This is a genomic window from Mycobacterium parmense (assembly GCF_010730575.1).
GTDB lineage: Bacteria > Actinomycetota > Actinomycetes > Mycobacteriales > Mycobacteriaceae > Mycobacterium > Mycobacterium parmense.
On sequence record NZ_AP022614.1, the window covers coordinates 1,944,664 to 1,965,214 of the forward strand.

Below are 20,551 nucleotides of genomic sequence, written 5' to 3' on the forward strand. Positions count from 1 at the left end.
AGGTGACCTTGCGCCAGGCCGACAGCGTCAGCCCTGCCGAAGAGGTACAGAGCCGGCGCTCTCCGCACAAGGAATTTCGTCCGGACATCGAGGGCTTGCGCGCTGTCACGCTGTTCGCGATTCTCGGCTTTCACGCGGCCGTGCCGGGAATGCGAGGTGGATTCGTCGGCCCGGACGTTTTCTTTGTCATTTCGGGCTTTCTGATTACCGGGCAACTCTGGCGTGAGGTGAGCACCACCGGAAAGCTCCAGCTCGGACGCTTCTACGGTGGACGGGCGCGCCGGCTGCTGCCGGTGTCGGCCACCGTGGGGATTGTCACCGTGATCGCCTCCGCCGCCCTGCTACCGCCGTTGCAGGTCCAAAGCGTCATTTTCGACGCCATCGCCTGCGCGTTGTACGTCCCCAATTTCTGGTTCATCGCCGAAGGCGTGCACTATTTCGGTGGGCACATGCCGCCGTCGCCGTTCCAGCATTACTGGACTCTGGGCGTCGAGGAACAGTTCTACCTGTTGTGGCCGCCCCTGATCATCGGGACGGCGTGGCTGGTCCGACGCGTGCGCCGGAGGAGCAAAACCACCGACGCCGCGGCCGCGATCTCACGGCGCCCGTTCCTGGTGGTCTTCGCTCTGGTCGCGGCCGTGTCGTTCGCGCTGTCGCTGGTGTTCACCTACGTGATGCCCGCTGTGGCGTACTTTTCGCTGCCCACCCGGGCCTGGGACTTCCCCGTCGGTGGCCTGCTGGCCCTGACCGCCGACCAGTGGCGCCGCCTGCCGCCCCTGGCGGCCGCGATCACGGGTTGGACCGGGATCGGGATGATTCTGGTGGCCTGCAACGTGTTGACCCCGGACACTCCCTACCCCGGTACCGCCGCGCTGCTGCCGGTGCTCGGCTCGGTCCTGGTGATCGGCGCCGGCTGCGCCACACCCACAAAAGGGTGCGGGCGCGTGCTGGCGGTGGCACCGATGCGTGAGGTCGGCCGGTTGTCCTACTCGTGGTATCTGTGGCACTGGCCGCTGTTGGTGCTGATACCCGCACTGCTCGGACACTCGCTCGGCCTGGCCGGCAGGCTGGCGGTGGTCTTGATATCCGGCGGGCTGGGAATGCTCACGTTGCGCTATATCGAGAACCCACTTCGCTTCGCGGCTGCGCTGCGCCGCTCCCCCTTACGCAGCCTCGCGGTCGGCGCCGTCGCCACCGCGGTGGCAGCCTGCGTGGGCGTGGCGCTCCTGTTTTGGGTGCCCGCCCCGATCGGGCACGGCGCCCCGGCCCCTCCCCTGGCCATCGCCGCTGGAACTGTCCCCGCAGGCGCAGGGCCGGCCGCCTACGACGCGGCGGTGCAGCACGCGTTTATGCAAGTGCACGACGCGGTGACGGCGTCAGCCGATCTTCGAGATGTCCCGTCGAACCTGCAGCCTCCGCTTGCGGGCGTGGCGGCGGAACACCAGGCCATGTTGTTCAACGGTTGCCTGCGCGAGCCTTTCCAGACCGGACAACCCGAGTGCGCGGCGGGCGACACCGCCTCGACCACCACGGTCGCCCTGGTCGGCGACTCGCACGCCGCGATGTGGAACCCGGCGTTCCAACAGGTCGCCGCGCAGCGGCGCTGGCGGCTGGAGATGCTGGCCAAGGGCGCCTGTCCGCTCAACGACGTGCCGATCAGCAACCAACTCTTCAGCGGGCTGGTGGAACACTTCGAGCACTGCGAGGAATGGCGGGGTCAGATCATGGCGCGACTGCGCGCCGAGCGCCCGCGGCTGATCGTCCTGAGCCTGTGGCGCGGATACAGCAACGGCAACGGCAGCGGTTGGCTGTCGGGTTTCACGGCATACGACACGGCGTGGATCGACAGCATGACCCGCCTGGTGCAGCAGCTGCGCGCGACCGGCGCCACGGTGCTCGTGCTCGGGCCGGTCCCGGATCCCCACATATCGGTGCCGACCTGTCTATCCGGGCACCTCGATGACGCGACGGCGTGTTCACCGCTCAAGTCGCACGCGGTGAACCAGCAAGGCATCGCGGCAGAAACCGCGGCCACCAAGGCCGGCGGCGGCCAGTACACCGACCTCACCGATTTATTCTGCGCCGTCAATCGCTGCCCGGTCATTGTCGGCAACACCCTCGTCTACGTCGACGAGACTCACCTGACCCTCGAATACTCCCGGCTGTTGGCACCAGCAATGGGAGCGCTGGCCGACCGCGCGCTCAATCAAGGCTGACATGTCTGCATCCGTACTGATCACCGGCGGGGCGGGTTTCATCGGCTCCGCCCTCAGTCGCCGTCTTGTGACGGCCGGTTACGACGTCGCCGTCCTGGACGTGCTCCATCCGCAGGTTCACGGCGACCGAGCCGTGCTAGACCTGCCCTCGTCCGTGCGGTTTTTCACCGGCGATGTCACCCACGCCCCCGACTGCGATGCGGTGCTGCGGACGTTCCGTCCGTCCCAGATCGTGCACCTGGCGGCCGAGACGGGGACCGCGCAGTCACTCTCGGAGGCGACGCGCCATGGTTCGGTGAACGTGGTGGGCACGACGCAACTCGTGGATGCGCTCAGCCGCTCGGCACACGTGCCCGACCAGTTCGTCCTGGCATCGTCGCGGGCCGTCTACGGGGAGGGCGCGTGGCAGTGCGGCTCGGCGATCTTCTACCCGCAACCCCGCAGCCATGGGCAGCTGCTGGCCGGCATCTGGGATCCGCGGGGGCCGACGGGTGAGCCCGCCGTCCCGCTTCCCAGCCGGGCCGGCCGGACCGAGCCCCGGCCCACCAATATCTATGCCGCGACCAAGCTCGCTCAAGAGCACATCCTGGCCGCCTGGACCGCGGCCCACGACACCAACCTCAGCGTGCTGCGCCTGCAGAACGTCTACGGACCGGGGCAGTCACTGACCAATTCGTACACGGGCATAGTCGCCCTGTTCGCACAGCTGGCGCGCGATCGGCGCCCGCTGGAGGTCTACGAAGACGGGCGGATCGTGCGTGACTTCGTCTTCATCGACGACGTGGTCGAAGCGCTGTTTGCGGCGATAGCGCGACCGGCGCCGCAACCACGGTGCCTCGACATCGGTTCGGGTGTTGCGACGACCATCCACGGGCTGGCCACCAAACTCGCCGCGCTCTGCGATGCCCCCGAGCCGGTCGTGGTCGGGAAATTCCGCGACGGCGACGTGCGCGCCGCCAGGTGCGACGTCGAGCCGGCCGCGAACGAGATCGACTGGCATCCGAAGTGGGCGCTCGAGGACGGCTTGCGGGTGCTGCTCGACTGGATCGGCGAGCAGCCGATCATCCGACCCGTTTGAGGCGGGCGAAACGTTCGACGAGATCGGCCGCGGTGGCCACGCTTTCGGCGGACTTGGTCATCCGTGCGGCGAGTTCGCGGGCGTTGGTCAGACATTGCGGGGCGAGAACGGTGCGCAGGTCCGCGACCAGAGACTCCCGCGTGGTCGCCGAAAAGCGGCGACCGGTGCCCACTTTCAGCCGTTTGACCCGGGCGCCCCAGGCGCCCTGATCGGGCAGCGTCCAGAGGATCAGGGTGGGCAGTCCGGCCCGCAGGCCGGCGTTCGTCGTGCCCGCGCCGCCGTGGTGGACGAACGCGCGGCAGCCGGGAAGGGCCGCCGCGTAGTTCATCACGCCCACCACCTTCACGTGCTCCGGAAGGGGGACGCTACTGAAATCGGTTCCCGCGGCGCAGATCAACGCCCGCTCGCCCAGCTGCGCGCAGACCGAGCTGATCATGGCGAGCGTGTCGCCCGCAGACTCGACCCCCACGCTGCCGAACCCGAAACAGATCGGCGGGGCGCCCCCGGCAATCCACGAGGCGACCTCGTCGTCGGTGTCCGTCGGCAACTCCATGGTCAGCGCTCCGACGAAGGGCCGTTGGGGGGGCTGGCGGCTATTCCAGTTCGCCCATTCGGCCGCCAGCCCGGGATAGCACACCTCGTCGTAGGCCTGGATTTCCAGCGACCCGCGCTCGGCGATCCGTCGCGTCCAGGGGCTGGTGGCCTCCGGCAGACCGAGCGCGCGGCGCTGCGCGTCCTCGATCTTCTTCGGCCCCCGCCAGGACAGCCACTCGAGCGCCGTCATCGCGGTCCGGCCCACCGGCGGCGGCACGAACGGGAGCAGCCGGCCGTTGGCCCGCCACGGGAAGATGTGCAGTGTGGCCAACGGGATGCGGCGGTACTCCGCGACGTTGGCGGCGGTGTCCTCGTAGTTCATCCCGGTGAGGAGCAGGTCCGCCCCGTCGGCCAACGACGCCAACGTCCTGCTCACCTCTTCCCGGCACTGCGTCAGGGGCTCCTGAACGTCGCGCCACATCGTGTTGAGCTCTCGGACCTTCCAGGGGCTTTCGAAGAAGTAGGTCCAGAAGTCGCGGTGCGGGTCCAGGATGACTTTCAGCTCCGGACCGTAGGCGACACCGGCCGGGCCGGCCGCCTCGACGAAGTCGACCATCTCGGGCGCCACGGCCATACGCACGTCGTGGCCGCGGCGCACGAGTTCGCGCCCGACGGTGACGTAGGGCTCGACCTCGCCGCGCGTTCCCCAGTTCGCCAGCACGAATTTCATCGCGGATCCTGACCTTTCAGTTCCCCTGCGCACCCTGCGGAATGAAAGCGGCGGGCCCCGCACCCCTGGCTCAGCCGCCCGCAGCATAACCCGGCTCCCGTGCGCCATCGAGAGGAAGCCGCAAATTTTGGACGCGTGCTCGATAACGCGGCCGCCCGTCGCCGAAGCGCCGTACAGGCTGTTAAACAGGTGTGTGATAATGCCCCCGGTTCGATGACCGCATCCTCTGATTAGGTAGATGACCTTGCGCCAGGCCGACAGCGTTAGCCCTACCGACAGGCTTTCGGTCGAGCACACCGAACAATCCAAATTTCGCCCGGACATCGAGGGCTTGCGCGCCCTGACGCTGTTGGCGATTCTTCTCTTCCACGCCGGCGTGCCCGGCGTGGACGGTGGTTTCATCGGCCCGGACGTCTTCTTCATCATCTCGGGATTCGTCATCACCGGGCAGCTCTTGCGCGAGGTGAGCAGCACCGGCACCCTCAAGCTTCGCCCGTTCTACGGGGCCAGGGCCCGACGCCTGCTGCCGGTGGCGGCGCTGGTCGGCGTCGTCACCGTGGTCGCGTCGGCGTTCCTGCTGCCCCCGTTCGAGGCGCGCAGCGCGGTCGGCGACGGCATCGCCTGCGCGTTGTACGTCGGCAACTACTGGTTCATCGCGCAGAACGTGGACTACTTCGGCGGCCATTTCCCGCCCTCACCGTTCCAGCACTACTGGACCCTGGGAGTGGAGGAGCAGTTCTATCTCATCTGGCCGCTGATGATCATCGGCACCGCCTGGCTCATCCGGCGTACCGCGGCGCGGCGGCGCGCCGGTACAGATGCCGCCTCGCCGGACCCGTCGCAACGCCCCTACTTCGTGGTCCTCGCGCTGATCGCCGTCTCGTCGTTCGCGCTGTCGCTGGTGACCACCTACCTGGTGCCTTCGGCGGCCTACTTTTCGTTGCCGACCCGGGCCTGGGACTTGGCCGTCGGCGGCCTGGTGGCCGTCACCGCGCAGCGGTGGCGCCGGCTGCCCGACCGGTCCGCGAAGGTCACCGGATGGGTGGGGCTGGCCCTGATCCTGTTGGCCTGCAACCGCTTCACCCCGGCGACCCCCTACCCGGGGACCGCCGCGCTGGTGCCCATGCTCGGCACGGCGCTCGTACTCGGCGCCGGCTGCGCCACGCCCACGCAGGGATGCGGTCGCATCCTCGCGTTGGCGCCCATGCGGGCGCTGGGCCGGCTGTCCTACTCCTGGTACCTGTGGCACTGGCCGCTGCTGGTGCTCGCACCGGTGCTGCTGGGCCACTCGCTGGGGCTGGCCGGCAGGCTGACGGCGGTCCTGATCTCGGGAGGGCTGGCGGTGCTCACCCTGCGCTTCGTGGAGAACCCGCTGCGATACGCCCCTGCCCTGCGCCGGTCCCCCGTGGCCAGCCTCGCGGTGGGTGGTGCCGCCACCGCGGTGGCGGCGTGCGTAGGCGTGGCCATGACGACGGTGATTCCCGTCCCCGCCGGCCGCGGCGCGCCGACCGCCGGGCTGACCGTCACCGCGGCGCCGGCCGCCGCGGGCTCCGACATGCACGCCTACGACGCAGCGGTACAGCACGCTTTCGCCCAGGTGCAGGCGGTGGTCGCGGCGTCCGCCGACCTGAAAGCCGTGCCGTCGAACCTGGACCCGCCGCTGGACGATGTAGCAGCCGAGCAGAATGCGATGGTGCATGACGGCTGCTTCCGCGCGGACAAAGAAAGCGGACAGCCCGAGTGCGCAACCGGCGATACCACCTCGAGCACCACGGTGGCTCTGGTCGGCGACTCACACGCCGCGATGTGGGATCCGGCATTCGAGCAGATCGCCACGCAACGACATTGGCGGCTCGAGATGATGGCCAAGGCGGGCTGCCCACTGATCGCCGTGCCCATCGCGAAACATCTCGACGGGGTGGTTGAACACTTTCGGCACTGCGAACAGTGGCGCGCTCTGATCCTCGCCCGGTTACGCGCCGAACACCCGCGGCTGGTCATGGTCAGCATGTCGCGGATGAATAGCGCCGGCAGTTGGCAGCCGGGCTTCACACCATACGACCAGGCATGGCTCGACGCCCTGCTCGTGCTGGTGCAGCAACTTCGAGCCACCGGCGCCGAGGTGCTGGTGTTCGGACCCGTCCCGGACCCGAACACTTCGGTGCCGGACTGTCTGTCCGGACACCTCGACGACGCGAGCGCCTGCTCGCCGGCGCGGTCAGCCGCGGTTAACCAAAGCGGCATCGCAGCCGAGTCCGCCGCCACCCACGCCGGAGGCGGCGAATACGCGGACCTCACCGAGCTCTTCTGCACCCCCAACCGCTGCCCCGTGATCGTCGGCAACACCATGGTCTACTTCGACTGGAATCACCTGACGCACGAATACGCCCGGCTGTTGGCACCGGCAATGGGGCCGCTCGCCGATCGCGCACTCGCCCGCGGTTGAGGCGCCGCGTCCTTGCCGGCATCACTGCGGGTAGCCGGATGCGGTCTGGCCGAGAGTTTTGTTGAACAGATGTGTAATACTTTCTCGACTCGATGGACGCGCCCCTCACTAGGTAGGTGACCTTGCGCCAGGCCGACAGCATCAGCCCCATCGAAAGGTCGCAAAGTCGACGCTCGCCACCTTCGGAATTCCGCCCGGACATCGAGGGCCTACGTGCTGTCGCGGTGTTGGCCGTCGTCCTGTTTCACGCTGAAGTCCCCGGCGTGGGTGGTGGGTTCGTCGGCGTGGACGTGTTCTTCGTCATTTCCGGGTTTTTGATCACCGGGATGCTCTGGCGCGAGGCCAGCACCACCGGAACCGTCGTGCTGCGACGCTTCTACGGGGCGCGGGCACGCCGGCTGCTGCCGGCCTCCGCCACGGTCGGGGTCGCCACGCTGATCGCCTCGGCGGCGCTGTTGCCTCCCCTGCAAGCGCTGACCGTATTCCGCGACGGCATCGCCAGCGCACTTTATGTGAGTAACTACTGGTTCATCCTCGAAAACATCAATTACTTCTCCAGCCTTTTGCCGCCCTCACCGTTTCAGCATTACTGGTCGTTGGGCGTCGAGGAACAGTTCTATCTGGTGTGGCCGGTGATGATTATCGCTACGGCGTGGCTGGTCCGACTCGTGCGCCGACGCACCCCAGCCGGTGCTCCAGATTCGCAACGCCCTTACGTGGTGCTCCTCGCGCTGATCGCGACCCTGTCGTTCGCCCTGTCGCTGATCGTGACCTACTGGGCGCCTTTTGTGGCGTACTTTTCGTTGCCCACCAGGGCCTGGGAGTTGGCACTCGGCGGCCTGGTGGCCCTCACTGCGGGCTACTGGCGCCGCCTACCGCAACTGGCGGCCGTGATCACGGGTTGGGCAGGGCTTGGGGTGATTTTGCTGGCCTGCACCCAATTGAGCTCGACCACGCCCTATCCGGGCACCGCCGCGCTGTTGCCCGTGCTGGGCACCGTTCTGCTGATCGGCGCCGGTTGCGCGGCCCCCTCGCGGGGCTGCGGCCACATCCTGGGATTGCCGCCGACACGCGCGATTGGGCGAATCTCCTACTCGTGGTACCTGTGGCACTGGCCGGTGCTGGTGCTCGCACCGGCACTGCTGGGCCATCCGCTGGGACTGGCCGCCAGGCTGGCGGCGGCCCTGGTCTCCGGCGGGCTCGCCGTGCTCACCCTGCGCTTCATCGAGGACCCGTTGCGATTCGCCGCTCCCATCCGCCGGTCTGCCCTGGCCAGTCTCGCGCTCGGCGGTGTCGCCACCGCGGTCGCGGTCTGCGTGGGCGTGGTGCTGCCGAAAGCGGTGCCCGTTCCTATTGGTCGTGGGCCACCGGCTACACCGCTGACCATCACGGCAGCGCCTCCCCCCGCGGGTTCCGAGATCGACGCCTACGACGCGGCAGTGCAGCGCGCCTTTACACAGGTGGAGGCGGCGGTCGCGGCTTCGGCCGATCTCAACGCCGTCCCCGCCAATCTGGACCCGCCGCTTGCGGGCGCAGCAGCCAACGGCAAAACGTATACGATCAGCGGCTGCCTGCGCATGCCCTTCCAGGGCGGGCAACCTGAGTGCGCGACGGGCGATACCGCTTCCACGACAACGGTCGCCCTAGTCGGCGACTCGCATGCCGCGATGTGGACTCCGGCGTTCCAGCAAATAGTCGACCAGCAGCACTGGCGGCTCGAGACCCTCGCCAAGGGTGGCTGCCCGCTGATGGACGTACCCATCCCCAACAACTACTTCCGTCGCCTGATCGAACGTTATCAACACTGCGAGCAGTGGCGCGCTCAGATCATCGCCCGGTTACGCGCCGAACGCGCACGTCTGGTCGTGGTAAGTGTGTGGCGGGGGTACGGCGCCGACGAATCGCTGACAGGTTTCACGCCGTACGACCCGGCATGGAACCAGAGCCTCACCCGTCTCGTGCGGCAGCTCCGCGCGACCGGCGCCAAAGTGCTCGTGCTCGGACCAGTTCCGGCGCCGCACTCAGTGCCGCGGTTTTGCCTGTCCGGCCACCTCGATGACGCGACGGTCTGTTATCCGCGACGGTCGACCGCGGTCAACGAACCCGGCATCGCAGCCGAAACCGCCGCCACGCATGCCGGCGGCGGGCAATACATCGACCTGACCGGACTGTTCTGCGACACCACACGTTGCCCCGCCATCGTCGGCAACACCCTGGTCTACATCGACGTGAGCCACCTGACGTACGAATACTCTCGCGCGCTGGCACCGGTGATGGGGGCGCTGGCCGACCGCGCACTCGCCTCTGGCTGAAGCGCCAAGATGCGCTTTTGCCGCGATCGGGTTCCGGGACCCTGGAGGCCCTAAGACTGATCCCCCGCGGGTTGTTCGAGGTACCACGGGTTGGCCCGCGCCCAGTCGATGGTGCGGCGGAGCCCCTCTTCTACGTCGACCTCGAGGCGCCAACCCAGCTCGCGTTGCGCCTTCGTCGAGTCCGGAATACGGCGCGGGATGTCCTCGTAGCGGCCGCCGTAGCGCGCCGCGGTGTCGACGGCTTCGGCGTCGGACACCGAGTCCACGTTGGCGACCTTGATCGCCAGCTCGACGACGTCGCGCATGGTCGATTCGGTCATGCTGCCGATGTTGAACGCCTCGCCGATCGCCGCGTCGCTGTCGGCCGCCAGCAGGGTGCCGGCAATGGCGTCGTCGACGTAGGTGAAGCACCGCGACTGGTCGCCGGAGTCGTAGAGCAACGGCCGGCGCCCGTTGAGGATCCGGTGAACGCTCTGCGAGACCACGAAGATCGGAGCCTGCCGGGGGCCGTACACGTTGAAGTAGCGGACCACCGTCACCGGCAGCCCGTAGGCCGTGTGCATGGCGAACACGAGGTGCTCGGCCATCGCCTTGCTGGTGCTGTAGCTCCACCGCGCGGTCTTCGTCGAACCGAGGACACGATCGTCGTCCTCGGCGAACGGCGGGTTGGGGTTCTTCCCGAAGACCTCCGACGTGCTGGCGAAGACGACGCGCGTTCGGTGCCGTCGGCTCAGTTCCAGGACGTTGCGGGTGCCGATCACGTTGACGTCCAGGACCCGCAGCGGGTCGTTGAGATAGTTCTTCACACCGACGACCGCGGCCAGGTGGAAGACCGTGTCGACGCCGGGCGTCAGGGCTTGTTCCAGCGCGCTCAGGTCCGTGACGTCGCCCTGCACGAACCGGAAGTTGGGATGCCGGTCGAAGTCGATGCTGGTGTCGCGGGTGTTCTTGGCGAAGTCGAAGACGGTGACCGAGTCTCCGCGGTCCAGCAACGCGGAGACCAGGTGTGATCCGATGAAGCCGTAGCCGCCCGTCACGACGACATTGGACATATTCGCTCTTTCTGTTGGCTCTGTGCGTTCGGTTGGCCCGCCGGGGCTTACCGCCCGATCCCCTTGTAGACGAAGCCGGCCGCCCGGACCGCCGCCGGGTCGAAGCTGTTCCGGCCGTCGAGGAAGACGCACCCGGCGGCCGTCAGGTCCGCGAGCCGGACCAGCGGTATCTGGTGGAACTGCCGGTGCCCGGCCAGCACCACCAGCGCGTCGGCGTCCTTGACCGCGGACTCGATGTCGGGGGTCAGCGGGATCTTCGTCACCGAGTGGGCCTCCTCGTCGGGCACCCACGGATCGTGCACCGCGAGCTGGCAGCCGGACTCTTCGAGTAAGGCGAGGACGTATTTGGTGGGCGTGAGCCGGCAGTCGCCGGTGTTGTTCTTGAACGCGATGCCCAGCACCGCGATCCTGCTGGTCTCGATGGCCTTCCCCTGCCCGGCCAGGAGCTGCTCGAGCAGCCCGTAGGTGTAGGCGGGCATGGTGTCGTTGACGGTCCTCGACGTCCGCGGGATCGCCAGCTCCAGCCCCACGGTCTCGCCCAGATGGTTGACGAACCACGGGTCCTTGGTCAGGCAGTAGCCGCCCACGCCCATGCTGGGCCGCAGGATGTTGGCGTCGCGGCCGCCCTTGGGCATCGTGTTGGCCGCCTCGATGACCTGCAGGGCGTCCATGTCGAGCCGGTCGCACACCTTGGCCAGCTCGTTGGCGAGGGCGACGTTGAGGTCGACCCATAGGTTGTCCGCCAGCTTCACCATCTCGGCGGTCCGCGGATCGTCGACGACCACCGACTCCACTCCCAGGGCGTGGCGCCACAGCGTCGAGCAGGCGCGCGCGCTGCGCTCGTCGACGGCGCCGACGACGACGGGAATCGACGTCAGCTCGCGGATGGCCTGGCCTTCTGCGAGCCGCTCGGGGCAGAACGCCAAACCGAAGTCGACCCCCACCCGCAGGCCCGAAACCTCCTCGAGGATCGGGCAGACGAGCTTCTCGGTGGTGTCGGGCGGGACCGTGCTCTTGAGGATGACAAGGTGGCCTGGGTGCAGGTGCTCCCCCACGGCCCGGGCCGCCGCCTTGATGTCATCGACGATGGGTTCGAAGTTCGGGCCGAGCGGCGTGCCGACGGTCACGATGACGAAGTCGTTCTCGGCGACGGCGCCGAAGTCGGTCGTCGCGCGGAGCCGACCGACGCGAACGCTGTTGGCCACCAGTTCGCCGAGCCCGGGCTCGGGCACGGTGCTCTTGCCCAGGTTGATCTCGTCGACGACGCTCTGCCGCACGTCGATGCCGGTCACCGGCCAGCCGCGGTCGGCGAGTACGGCACCGATCACCGTGCCGATGTATCCGAAGCCCACCACCGCGATCCCCGACCGCTTGCCGCGGACCAGGAGATCGATCTCGGCGTCGCTACTTCCGAACACACCTTTTGCCATCGCGGAACCCAGCCCTTCAGTCCCCCGTGCGCGTTCTGTGAGCCGAAAGCGCGGACCTCCCGTCCGCGCTAACTGCACGGGAGTCTAATAGGGCGATTGACTCGAAATCCAGAAGTTCTGACCGGTGACCCGAGTGTGAACGGCGGTTCGCCCCGCGATGACGATCCGGTCATCTCGTGCACCCACGGCGAGTCCTGAGGCGGGCGAAGTCTTCGACGAGGTCGGCTGCCGCCAGCGCGCTTTCGGCGGGTTTGGTCATCCGGGTGGCGACCTCACGGGCACGGGTGAGGTAGGGCGGGGCCAGGATCCGGCGCAGATCGGTCGCCAGCGATTCCTCGGTGGTCGCCGAAAACCGTCGCCCGGTGCCGACCTTGAGCCGTTTGAGCTGAGCCGCAAAGAACGGCTGGTCGGGCAGGGTCCAGAGGATCAACTGGGGCACTCCGGCGCGCAGCGCCGCGGCCAGGGTGCCCGCGCCCCCGTGGTGCACCACGGCGCGACACGCGGGAAAGGTGGTCGCGTAGTTCACCACGCCCACCACCTTGACGTGCTCGGGGTGAGCGACGTTGCTGAAGTCGGTCGAGCCCGAGCAGAGCAGTGCCCGCTCGCCCAGCTGCGCGCAGGCGGCACCGATCATGGCGATCGTGTCGGCCGGGGATTCGACCGGGATGCTGCCGAACCCGAAGCAGACCGGCGGCGTTCCCGCGGCGATCCAGGACGCGACCTCTTCGTCGGCGTCCGTCGGCAACTGCATCGCCAGCGCGCCGACGAACGGGCGCCGGCCGTCGAATCGCGCCCATTCGGCCGCCAGGCCGGGGAAGCAGACCTCGTCGTAAGCCTGGATTTCCAGTGATCCCCGCTGGGCGACCCGGCGCGGCGCGGGCGCTGTGGCCTTCGGCAGGCCGAGTTCGCGCCGCTGCGCGTCCTCGTCCTTCCTGGTCCCGCGCCACACCAGCCAGTCATTCACCGTCATCCCGGCGCGAATCAACGGCTGCGGCAGGAACGGCAGCAGCTGGCCGTGCGGCCGTACCGGGAAGAAGTGCAGGGTGGCCAGCGGAATGTCGAAGTACTCGGCGACATTCGCGGCGGGCTGCTCGAAGATCAAGCCGGTGAGCAGCAGGTCCGCCCCGTCCGCCACCGAGGCCAGCGTCGTGGTCATCTCGCTCCAGCAACGGGTGGCGAACTCCTGCGATTCGCGGCCCATCCGGTTCAGCTCTTTGACTCTCCAGGGGGTGCGGGAGTAACACGTCCAGTAGTTGCGCTGCGCATCCAGGATGGGCTGCGAATCAAGCCCGTAGGGCACCGCCGCGAGGCCGGCGGACTCGGCGAAGCCGACCAGGTTGGGCGGGACAGCCATGCGCACGTCGTGGCCGCGGCGCGCCAGCTCGCGCCCGACCACGACGGCGGGTTCGACGTCGCCGCGCCCCCCGTAGCTTGCAAGCACAAATTTCATCGCGGTCAGCTCGGTTCGCGGGGCGGGAGGCCGGCCGCGCGGTAGATCCCGTCGATGACGGCCATGTTGTCGATCGCGTCCTTCGGTGTCGTCTTCACCGGCTCGCCGCGCAGCACCGAGGCGGCGAACGCATCGAGCTGGTAGGCGTAGGTGGTGCGCCGCGGGAAGCGCTCGACACGCTTGCCGTCGGCCGAGCGGACCGAGAGCCGCGGGAAGAGGTGCGGCGCCGCCGGACTGAGGTAGCGCAACTGACCCCGGTCGCCGACCACCTTGGCGCTCGCCCAGAACAGGCTGGACGACCACAGCGCGCAGTGCAGCCGGCCGGTGTGGCCGCCGGCGAAGCGCACCTCGGCCGTCATCACCCGGTCAACCTGCGGACCGTCCAGTTTCGGCTGCGCCGAGACGACCTCGGGTGCCGAACCGCCGAAGGTGCGGAGCATGTCGACCGTGTACACCCCGGCGTCCATGAGCGCGCCCCCGGCCAGCGAGAAGTCGTAGACGTTGGCGTTGGAGCGCTTCGGCAGCAGCACGCACACCGAGACTTCCACCCGCTCGAGCTTGCCCAACTCCCCCGACGCGATGATCTGCTCGACGCGCAAGGTCAGCGGGTGGTAGCGGTATTGCAGCGCCTCCATCACCACCCGGTCCGATGTGGCGGCCACTTCGGCGATCTCGCGCGCCTCGGCGGCGTTGGCGGTGAACGGCTTCTCACACAGCACGTGCTTGCCGGCGGCCAGGGCCGCCCGGGTCCACCTGCCGTGCAGGTTCGTCGGCAGCAGGTTGTAGACGGCGTCCACGTCGGGGTCGGCGAGCAGGGCCTCGTAGTCGTCGTGCACCCGGGCGACGCGGTGCTTGGCGGCGAACGCGTGGGCGCGGAAGACGTCGCGCGAGGCCACCGCGGCCACGACGACCTCGCTGCTTTCGCGGGCCGGGTTGATCAGCGTGGTCGGCGCCCACTTCGACGCGCCCAGGACACCGATCCGCAGGGGCGGCCCGCTTTCAGCCACGGCCTCGGCGCCCGCGCTCGACCATGGTCGTCTTCATCACTTCCGCCACAACACACCGGTCCCGTCGATCTCGACGATCTCCGCGGATATTCCGTGTTGTGAGCGGTAGTCGGTGACAGCTTTTTCGCACGGCTTCAGAGCGTGGTAGTCATCGATGATGCAGAAACCCCCGGGGGACAGCCGCGGATAGAGCGCATCGAGCGCTTGTATGGTCGATTCGTAGAGGTCGCCGTCAAGCCTCAATACAGCGATCCGTTCGATCGGGGCGTCGCGCAAAGTGTCTTTGAACCAGCCGGGAAGAAAGCGCACCCGGTCATCGAGCAACCCGTAACGCTCGAAATTCGCCTTTACTTCCGCTTCGGAGACGCCCAATATGCCCGCGACGAAGTCCGCCCGAATCCCTTTGTCTGCCTTGTAATTCGCGGGATCCGAGCGCGGCACGCCCTGGAAGGAATCGGCCAGCCACACGCAGCGTGTCGCATCCCCGTATGCGGCCAGAACCGCGCGCATCAGAATGCAGGCCCCGCCGCGCCAGACTCCACATTCCACCAGATCACCCGGGATATCGTCGGCCAGCACCGTCTCAACGCAATGCTGCAGACTTGTCAATCTCTGCATTCCAATCATCGTCTCGGCCTCCGCCGGCCAGTCCAGGCCCAGATCGCGGGGCGTAGCATCCGCGAGTCGATGCGCATTGTTTCGCTCGAGGAGGCGGTTGGAGGCTTTGAGAAGGAGGCGTCGCCTCAGTGGCCACTCGGCGGGCATTCGCTCCTGCATCCCATACCGGGTGAGGTTGCGCCGGAGCAGGTCGAGGTAAAGAGATCGGACGTCTAAGTCGGTCACCGTCATACTGCCTCTATCTCGCGTGCCATCATTTCCGGCGCTGAGTCTAGACTCCTATTGATCGCGTGTTGAAGAGTTGTCCAGGATGAAATTTCCGGGGCCACAGGTTTGGATCCGGCCGAGCAAACGGGTTCACGTCCGCGCCCACCACCCCGTGAGGAGCACGATTGGCTAATGGCGATCTGACCGCCCGCGAGGCCGAACGCGTGGTGTGGGATGTGATCGTCGTGGGCACCGGAATGGGCGGCGGGATGCTGGGCCACCAGCTTGCGCGAGCCGGCCGCAGCGTGCTGTTCGTCGAAAAAGGACGCTCGACACTGCCCGGCACACCCGGAACCATCCGCGCCGCGATGCCGGAGTTGGCCGAACCGCGATCGGCCCGCTGCGCCCAGACCTACTACGACGCCCTGGCACGGGCCGGCCGCTGCACCGACGAGATCGAAGACATCAGCCGGCGACGCCGCAAAAGGTTCGTGCCGTTCATCGGCAGCGGCACCGGCGGATCGTCGGCCCTCTACGGCATGGTCTGCGAACGCTTCTTCGTCGCAGACTTCACCCCCCGGCAAAACTTCCACGACCCCGGCGACTCCACCGTGCCCGAGGCCTGGCCCATCACCTACGACCAACTGCGCCCCTGGTACCGCCAAGCCGAAAAACTGCTCGGCGTGCGCGGCCAACCCGACCCCCTGCGCCCCGAGTCCGCCGAGGTCGGCCTGCCCCCCGCACCTCCGTTCTCCACCGACAACCAACCCCTGGTCAACTACCTCACCGGCCGCGGCCTGCACCCCTACCACCTGCCGATGGCCTGCGACTACACCGACGGATGCACCACCTGCCAGACGTACCTGTGCCCCCGACCGTGCAAGAACGACGCCGCCCGCAACGGCGTGCTGCCCGCCATCACCGAGCACGGCGCCCACCTGCTGACCCAATGCCGCGTGCTGCGCCTCGAAGCCGACCGCACCCAGGTCCGCCACGTCATCTGCCAACACCGCGGCGACATGCTCACCCTGCAGGCCAAAGTGGTCGTGCTCGCCGCCGGCGCACTGGCCACCCCCATACTGCTGCTCAACTCCCGCTGCGCCGACTGGCCCAACGGACTGGCCAACGGCTCGGACTACGTCGGACGCAACCTGATGCGCCACCTGCTCGAACCGATGGAGATCTGGCTCGAGCCGAAACGAAACGTCACCGCCGCCAACAAGGAGATCGGACTCAACGACTTCTATCTCTGGGAGGGTCAGAAGTACGGCACCGTGCAGTCTTTCGGTGCCATCCCCCCCATGGAGTGGGTGACCAACCGCCCCGACGCCAGGGGGCGGGCGTTGCGCCTGGTGAATCCCGCGGTCCGCGCGATCTACGACCGGTTCGCGACCGGCGGCCTGGTGCTGGCCGCGATGATGGAAGACCTGCCCTACCTGGACAACCGCGTGCTGCCCTACGATCGGCCGAGCGTGGACGACAGGCAGCGCCTGCGCATGCAGTATCGGTTGCACGCCAACGAGATCGAGCGCAGAACGCAGTTTCTGCGGCTGCTCAACGAGGTGCTGCAGCCGTTTCGCAAACTCACCTTGGGCAGCGGGAAGGAAAACGCCAACCTGGGCCACGTGTGTGGCACCTGCCGCTTCGGGACCGATCCCAAAACCAGCGTGCTCGACCCGCAGAACCGCGCGCACGAAGTGCACAACCTGTACGTGGTGGACACCTCGTTCTTCCCCTCCAGCGCCGGCTTGAACCCCAGCCTGACCGTCGCCGCCAACGCCTTGCGAGTCGCCGCGCACCTCAACGAGGCACACTTCGCCGACTAGCTGTAGGAGGTCACCACGTTGGTGACGCCGGTGGTGAGTCGTGATGCTGGTGGCTGGCCGCCGGCGGCAGAGTGTGGTCGATGGTAGTTGAAGTGGATGTTCCAGATCTTGAGTGCTTCGTTGCGTTGGGTCTCTGAAGTCCAGGTCCGGGCGTAGAGGAACTCTTCGGCCAGGATGCGGTGGTATCTTTCCACCTTGCCGTTGTGGCGCGGGGTGTAGGGCGTGATGCGTTGATGGCGGGCGCCGTGCAGGACGTGGGCGAAGTCACGGGCGCGGTAACACGAGCCGTTGTCGGTGACGATGCGTTGGATGCGATCGATCCCGTGCGCGGCGAAAAAGACCCGGGCGCGGTGCATGAAGCCGATTGCGGTGATGGCTTTTTCATCGACAAGTGCCTCGGTGTAGGTCAATCGCGAGTAGCCGTCGACCGCGGAATGCAAATACACATAGCCTGCCCGCGTGCCTGCCGCGGTGGCCACCGCCACGGCCTTGGCCTGGGCGCTGCCCTTGCCGTGCACTCGCCACCCCGCCGTCGGGGATGCGGCCGACCTTCTTGACGTCGACGTGAATCATGTGTCCGGGGCGGCGCGCGATGATGCGTTGCGGCACCCGGTTGAGGTCCCCGCTGGGATCGAGGAACCTGCGCCGGTTGAGCCCCAACGCGACCAGCTGGCGACTCACGGTGCGCCGGCTGATCACGATCCCGCGTGCATTGAGTTCGAAGGCGATCCGCGCTGCCGACCACTTGCGGACCCGGCGCAACGTCTCGATGACCTCGATCACCGAGCTCGTAGTGGCGCTGGGCTGACGTGTCGGAGCTGACGAGCGGTCGTGCAGCCCGAGCTCACCGAACTGGCGGAACCGGTTGACCCACTTGGACGCACACGCCCGCGAAATCCCCATCTCAGCAGCCACGTGGGCAATCGGGCGGTCAGCACAGCGGGCCACGAGGCGACGACGGCCTTCAACGGACAACGGGGCATTACCGTGGGTCATGGACGGGTTCCTTCGGTGTAAGGACGAGGGGTTTGGCGATTTCTCATCCTGCCGCCCAGGAACCCGTCCCCCAGGACACCTCAACCCGTGTCGGCGCCTACAACGTCACGACCCGCAACAACTAGCCGATTCAGGCCGGTTGCCGCAGCGAGAGGCCCGCAGCGCGGTAGATCGCGTCGATGACGGCCATGTTCTCTACCGCGCCTTCCGGTGTCGTCTTCACCGGCTCACCGTGCAGCACGGCCGCGGCGAAAGCGTCGAGCTGAAACGCATAGGTCGAGCGCACCGTGAAGTTCTCCACCCGCTTTCCCCGGGTGGATCGGACGGAGAACCGCTGGAAAGGAATGAGCGGGTTGAGTCGCAACTCTCCGCGGTCGCCGACCACCTTGACGGTGAAGCGCGGCAGGTCGGTCGACCACATCGAGCAGTGGATCCGGCCGGTGTGCCCACCGGCGAAACGCAACTGGGCCGTCATCGTTCGGTCCACCTCGGGACCGTGCAATTTCGCTTGCGCCGCAACGACTTCGGGGGCCGATCCGCCGAACCTGCGCACCATGTCGACCGCGTAGCACCCCAGATCCATCAGCGCACCGCCGGCGAGCGAGTAGTTGTACCGGTTGTGCGAGAATTTCGGCATCCAGAAGCACCACTGAGCGTCCACCCGCTCCAGCTTGCCCAGCTCCCCCGACGCGATGATCTCCTCGACGCGCGCGGCGCAGGGATGGTAGCGGTAATGAAACGCCTCCATCACGACCCGGCCCGACTCGGCGGCCAGCGCGGCGACCTCGCGCGCCTCGGCGGCATTGGCAGTGAACGGTTTTTCGCACAGCACGTGCTTGCCGGCGTCGAGCGCGGCCCGGGTCCACTTGCCGTGCAAGGCGATTGGCAGGGGGTTGTAGACGGCGTCCAGGCCGGGATCGGCGAGCAGCGCCTCGTAGCTGTCGTGCACCCGCTCGATGCCGTGCTTGGCGGCAAAGGCCTGCGCACGGGACACGTCGCGTGCGGCGACCGCGGCCACCACGATCTCGTCGTTGTCCCGGGCCGGCTTGATGAGCGCCGCCGGTGTGATGCGAGCCGCCCCAAGGATGCCGATCCGCACCGTGGCGACGCTGTCACGCATGGACTCCGATGCTAGCAAACAGGTAGCGGAGACTCGGACAACTAATTAGGACTCAGGCGGCACTATTGACGGGTCCACGACGACCCAGCGTCGCGCATGCTCCCACTGCCCGATCCTGGCGAATGTGGCTTCTACTACGCCCCAACGACTCGTTATTATCTCCTGGCCGAATTGCGTGTGACGCGATCGTCAGATCTCCACCGGACCTCGCGGCGTTCCGACCAATTTCAGAATGTCGGTGAGCGAATGGACGGTGCGTAGATCTCGCCGCTGATGGGATGGAAGCCGCCACTGCCGTACGGCTTGGTGACCGACAGAGTCGCCGAACCCCTCTTCGTCGACACTGGTCTCATACTCGCCGTGGGGGCACCCAACTTCAGGTTCTCTTTACGCCAAAGGAGCTCGCGATATGCGCGGTCAAAGCCCTCTGGCAGGGCGGGGTTAACATGGCGCCCACCTGCTGGTACTCTCCCCGCGGAACCTCTTCTAGAAGGGCAGACGCGTATGCAGCATAGAAGCCTGACATGGTAACGGGAGTACATAAAAAAGAGTTGGAATTCACCTCGCACAACATTCGTTTGGACGACGGTACTTTCACGAAACCCGAATCGAAACATTCGATTGTAGATCATCCATGGTTCATTTCGGCGCGCGGTATCTTACAAACGGTTTTCCCGGGGGATAAAACTCAACTCCGCCTGGCCGATGTGGGTTGCTTGGAAGGTGGATACGCTGTCGAGTTCGCGCGGATGGGATTTCGCGTTCTTGGGATAGACGTGCGTGAGTTGAACATAGCGGCCTGCAATTATGTTAAGTCAAAAACTGATCTACCGCACCTGGATTTTGTCCAAGACAACGCCTTCAATATTGCCAACTATGGAAATTTTGATGCTGTCTTCTGCTGCGGGCTGCTCTACCATCTCGACCGCCCAAAGCAATTTCTGGAAACGATTTCAGCTGCGACGAACAAGCTTCTAATTCTGCAGACACACTTCTCTCTGATTGATTCAAACCGCAGGTTCGTCCGTCAAAAATTGGCCAAAATGAAGGATCGGATGCCTATAACTGCGCGATTGGTCCTGCCGGGGATGCAATGGGTATTGGACAGGTTGCTGGGAAAACCAAGGCCCGAAAGTTTCTATCTTTCGCTACCCAGAGATGTATGGCTATCGTCGCCCAGTGAAAACGAGGGCCTTCCTGGAAGGTGGTTCACCGAGTTTCACAGCGAAAGATCGTTCGGCAAAAGAGAAACTTCGAAATGGTCGTCTTGGGACAATCGTCGATCCTTTTGGGTTCAACGCGAATACTTATTGCAGACGATTCGCGACGTCGGATTTGACCTGGTGCTGGAACAGTATGACCACTTGGAGCCAAACATTGCAGAGTGCTTGCTCGAGGGTTCATATCAAGCAAATCTTCGAGGGACATTCATCGGCATCAAGACGCAGAACGCAACGGTAGCTGCTGAATCACCTTCGATACCCTCCTAGTCCCGGTAACGCCGTGACCGGTGGACGGTCGATGGACGC

13 protein-coding genes and 1 pseudogene are annotated in these 20,551 nt (G+C 66.7%); 6 read left to right on the plus strand and 8 right to left on the minus strand.

Annotation, left to right across the window (positions count from 1 at the left end):
• Positions 1-2 precede the first annotated feature (2 nt).
• A complete protein-coding gene (locus G6N48_RS08685; protein ID WP_085269526.1) occupies positions 3-2,216 on the plus strand; it encodes an acyltransferase family protein in 2,214 nt (737 codons plus the stop codon).
• A gap of 1 nt (position 2,217) precedes the next feature.
• The gene (locus tag G6N48_RS08690) at positions 2,218-3,294 is read left to right on the plus strand and encodes an NAD-dependent epimerase/dehydratase family protein (protein WP_085269525.1); all 1,077 of its coding nucleotides are present in this window, start codon (positions 2,218-2,220) and stop codon (positions 3,292-3,294) included.
• Here G6N48_RS08690 and G6N48_RS08695 read toward each other — a convergent pair.
• Positions 3,278-4,558, minus strand: a complete 1,281-nt coding sequence (locus tag G6N48_RS08695; RefSeq protein WP_085269524.1) for a glycosyltransferase — start codon at positions 4,556-4,558, stop codon at positions 3,278-3,280. The genes G6N48_RS08690 and G6N48_RS08695 overlap by 17 nt on opposite strands.
• 238 nt (positions 4,559-4,796) lie before the next feature.
• Here G6N48_RS08695 and G6N48_RS08700 point away from each other — a divergent pair, with 238 nt between their 5' ends.
• On the plus strand, positions 4,797-7,004 hold the full coding sequence (locus G6N48_RS08700; RefSeq protein ID WP_085269523.1) for an acyltransferase family protein: 2,208 nt from the start codon (positions 4,797-4,799) through the stop codon (positions 7,002-7,004).
• Between the two features lie 116 nt (positions 7,005-7,120).
• A complete protein-coding gene (locus tag G6N48_RS08705) occupies positions 7,121-9,316 on the plus strand; it encodes an acyltransferase family protein (RefSeq protein WP_085269522.1) in 2,196 nt (731 codons plus the stop codon).
• Positions 9,317-9,366: 50 nt separating this feature from the next.
• Here G6N48_RS08705 and G6N48_RS08710 read toward each other — a convergent pair whose 3' ends face one another.
• From G6N48_RS08710 to G6N48_RS08730, 5 genes are all read right to left on the minus strand, one after another.
• Positions 9,367-10,368: an NAD-dependent epimerase/dehydratase family protein gene (locus tag G6N48_RS08710; RefSeq protein WP_085269521.1), complete on the minus strand. Its 1,002-nt coding sequence runs from the start codon at positions 10,366-10,368 to the stop codon at positions 9,367-9,369.
• A gap of 47 nt (positions 10,369-10,415) precedes the next feature.
• Positions 10,416-11,798 carry a nucleotide sugar dehydrogenase gene (locus G6N48_RS08715; protein ID WP_085269520.1) on the minus strand — a complete coding sequence of 461 codons (1,383 nt, stop codon included), beginning with the start codon at positions 11,796-11,798 and terminating at the stop codon, positions 10,416-10,418.
• Positions 11,799-11,967: 169 nt separating this feature from the next.
• Positions 11,968-13,248, minus strand: coding sequence for a glycosyltransferase (locus G6N48_RS08720; RefSeq protein WP_085269519.1), 1,281 nt, complete (start codon positions 13,246-13,248; stop codon positions 11,968-11,970).
• A gap of 5 nt (positions 13,249-13,253) precedes the next feature.
• A complete protein-coding gene (locus G6N48_RS08725; RefSeq protein ID WP_085269518.1) occupies positions 13,254-14,255 on the minus strand; it encodes a Gfo/Idh/MocA family protein in 1,002 nt (333 codons plus the stop codon).
• 36 nt (positions 14,256-14,291) lie between these two features.
• Positions 14,292-15,104, minus strand: a complete 813-nt coding sequence (locus G6N48_RS08730; protein ID WP_139825797.1) for a TylF/MycF/NovP-related O-methyltransferase — start codon at positions 15,102-15,104, stop codon at positions 14,292-14,294.
• Positions 15,105-15,265: 161 nt separating this feature from the next.
• Between G6N48_RS08730 and G6N48_RS08735 the strand changes: the two genes are divergently transcribed.
• Entirely contained in the window at positions 15,266-16,906 is a 1,641-nt protein-coding gene (locus G6N48_RS08735; RefSeq protein WP_085269517.1) for a GMC oxidoreductase, read from the plus strand.
• Here the strand turns inward: G6N48_RS08735 and G6N48_RS08740 are convergent.
• Together G6N48_RS08740 and G6N48_RS08745 are read right to left on the minus strand one after the other, a co-directional pair.
• A pseudogene (locus G6N48_RS08740) lies at positions 16,903-17,902 on the minus strand (IS481 family transposase). The gene G6N48_RS08735 and the pseudogene G6N48_RS08740 sit on opposite strands and share 4 nt — an antisense overlap.
• A 130-nt stretch (positions 17,903-18,032) precedes the next feature.
• Complete coding sequence (locus G6N48_RS08745; RefSeq protein WP_085269532.1) at positions 18,033-19,022, minus strand: Gfo/Idh/MocA family protein; 990 nt, start codon at positions 19,020-19,022, stop codon at positions 18,033-18,035.
• Between the two features lie 524 nt (positions 19,023-19,546).
• On the opposite strand from G6N48_RS08745, the gene G6N48_RS08750 reads away from it, so the two are divergent.
• Complete coding sequence (locus G6N48_RS08750) at positions 19,547-20,512, plus strand: class I SAM-dependent methyltransferase (protein ID WP_085269533.1); 966 nt, start codon at positions 19,547-19,549, stop codon at positions 20,510-20,512.
• Positions 20,513-20,551 lie beyond the last annotated feature (39 nt).

Coding starts and splice junctions, on each gene's coding strand:
- G6N48_RS08715 (WP_085269520.1), bottom strand. CDS start 11,798: ATGGCAAAAGGTGTGTTCGGAAGTAGCGACGCCGAGATCGATCTCCTG.
- G6N48_RS08690 (WP_085269525.1), top strand. CDS start 2,218: ATGTCTGCATCCGTACTGATCACCGGCGGGGCGGGTTTCATCGGCTCC.
- G6N48_RS08745 (WP_085269532.1), bottom strand. CDS start 19,022: ATGCGTGACAGCGTCGCCACGGTGCGGATCGGCATCCTTGGGGCGGCT.
- G6N48_RS08700 (WP_085269523.1), top strand. CDS start 4,797: ATGACCTTGCGCCAGGCCGACAGCGTTAGCCCTACCGACAGGCTTTCG.
- G6N48_RS08750 (WP_085269533.1), top strand. CDS start 19,547: ATGGTAACGGGAGTACATAAAAAAGAGTTGGAATTCACCTCGCACAAC.
- G6N48_RS08730 (WP_139825797.1), bottom strand. CDS start 15,104: ATGACGGTGACCGACTTAGACGTCCGATCTCTTTACCTCGACCTGCTC.
- G6N48_RS08710 (WP_085269521.1), bottom strand. CDS start 10,368: ATGTCCAATGTCGTCGTGACGGGCGGCTACGGCTTCATCGGATCACAC.
- G6N48_RS08720 (WP_085269519.1), bottom strand. CDS start 13,248: ATGAAATTTGTGCTTGCAAGCTACGGGGGGCGCGGCGACGTCGAACCC.
- G6N48_RS08695 (WP_085269524.1), bottom strand. CDS start 4,558: ATGAAATTCGTGCTGGCGAACTGGGGAACGCGCGGCGAGGTCGAGCCC.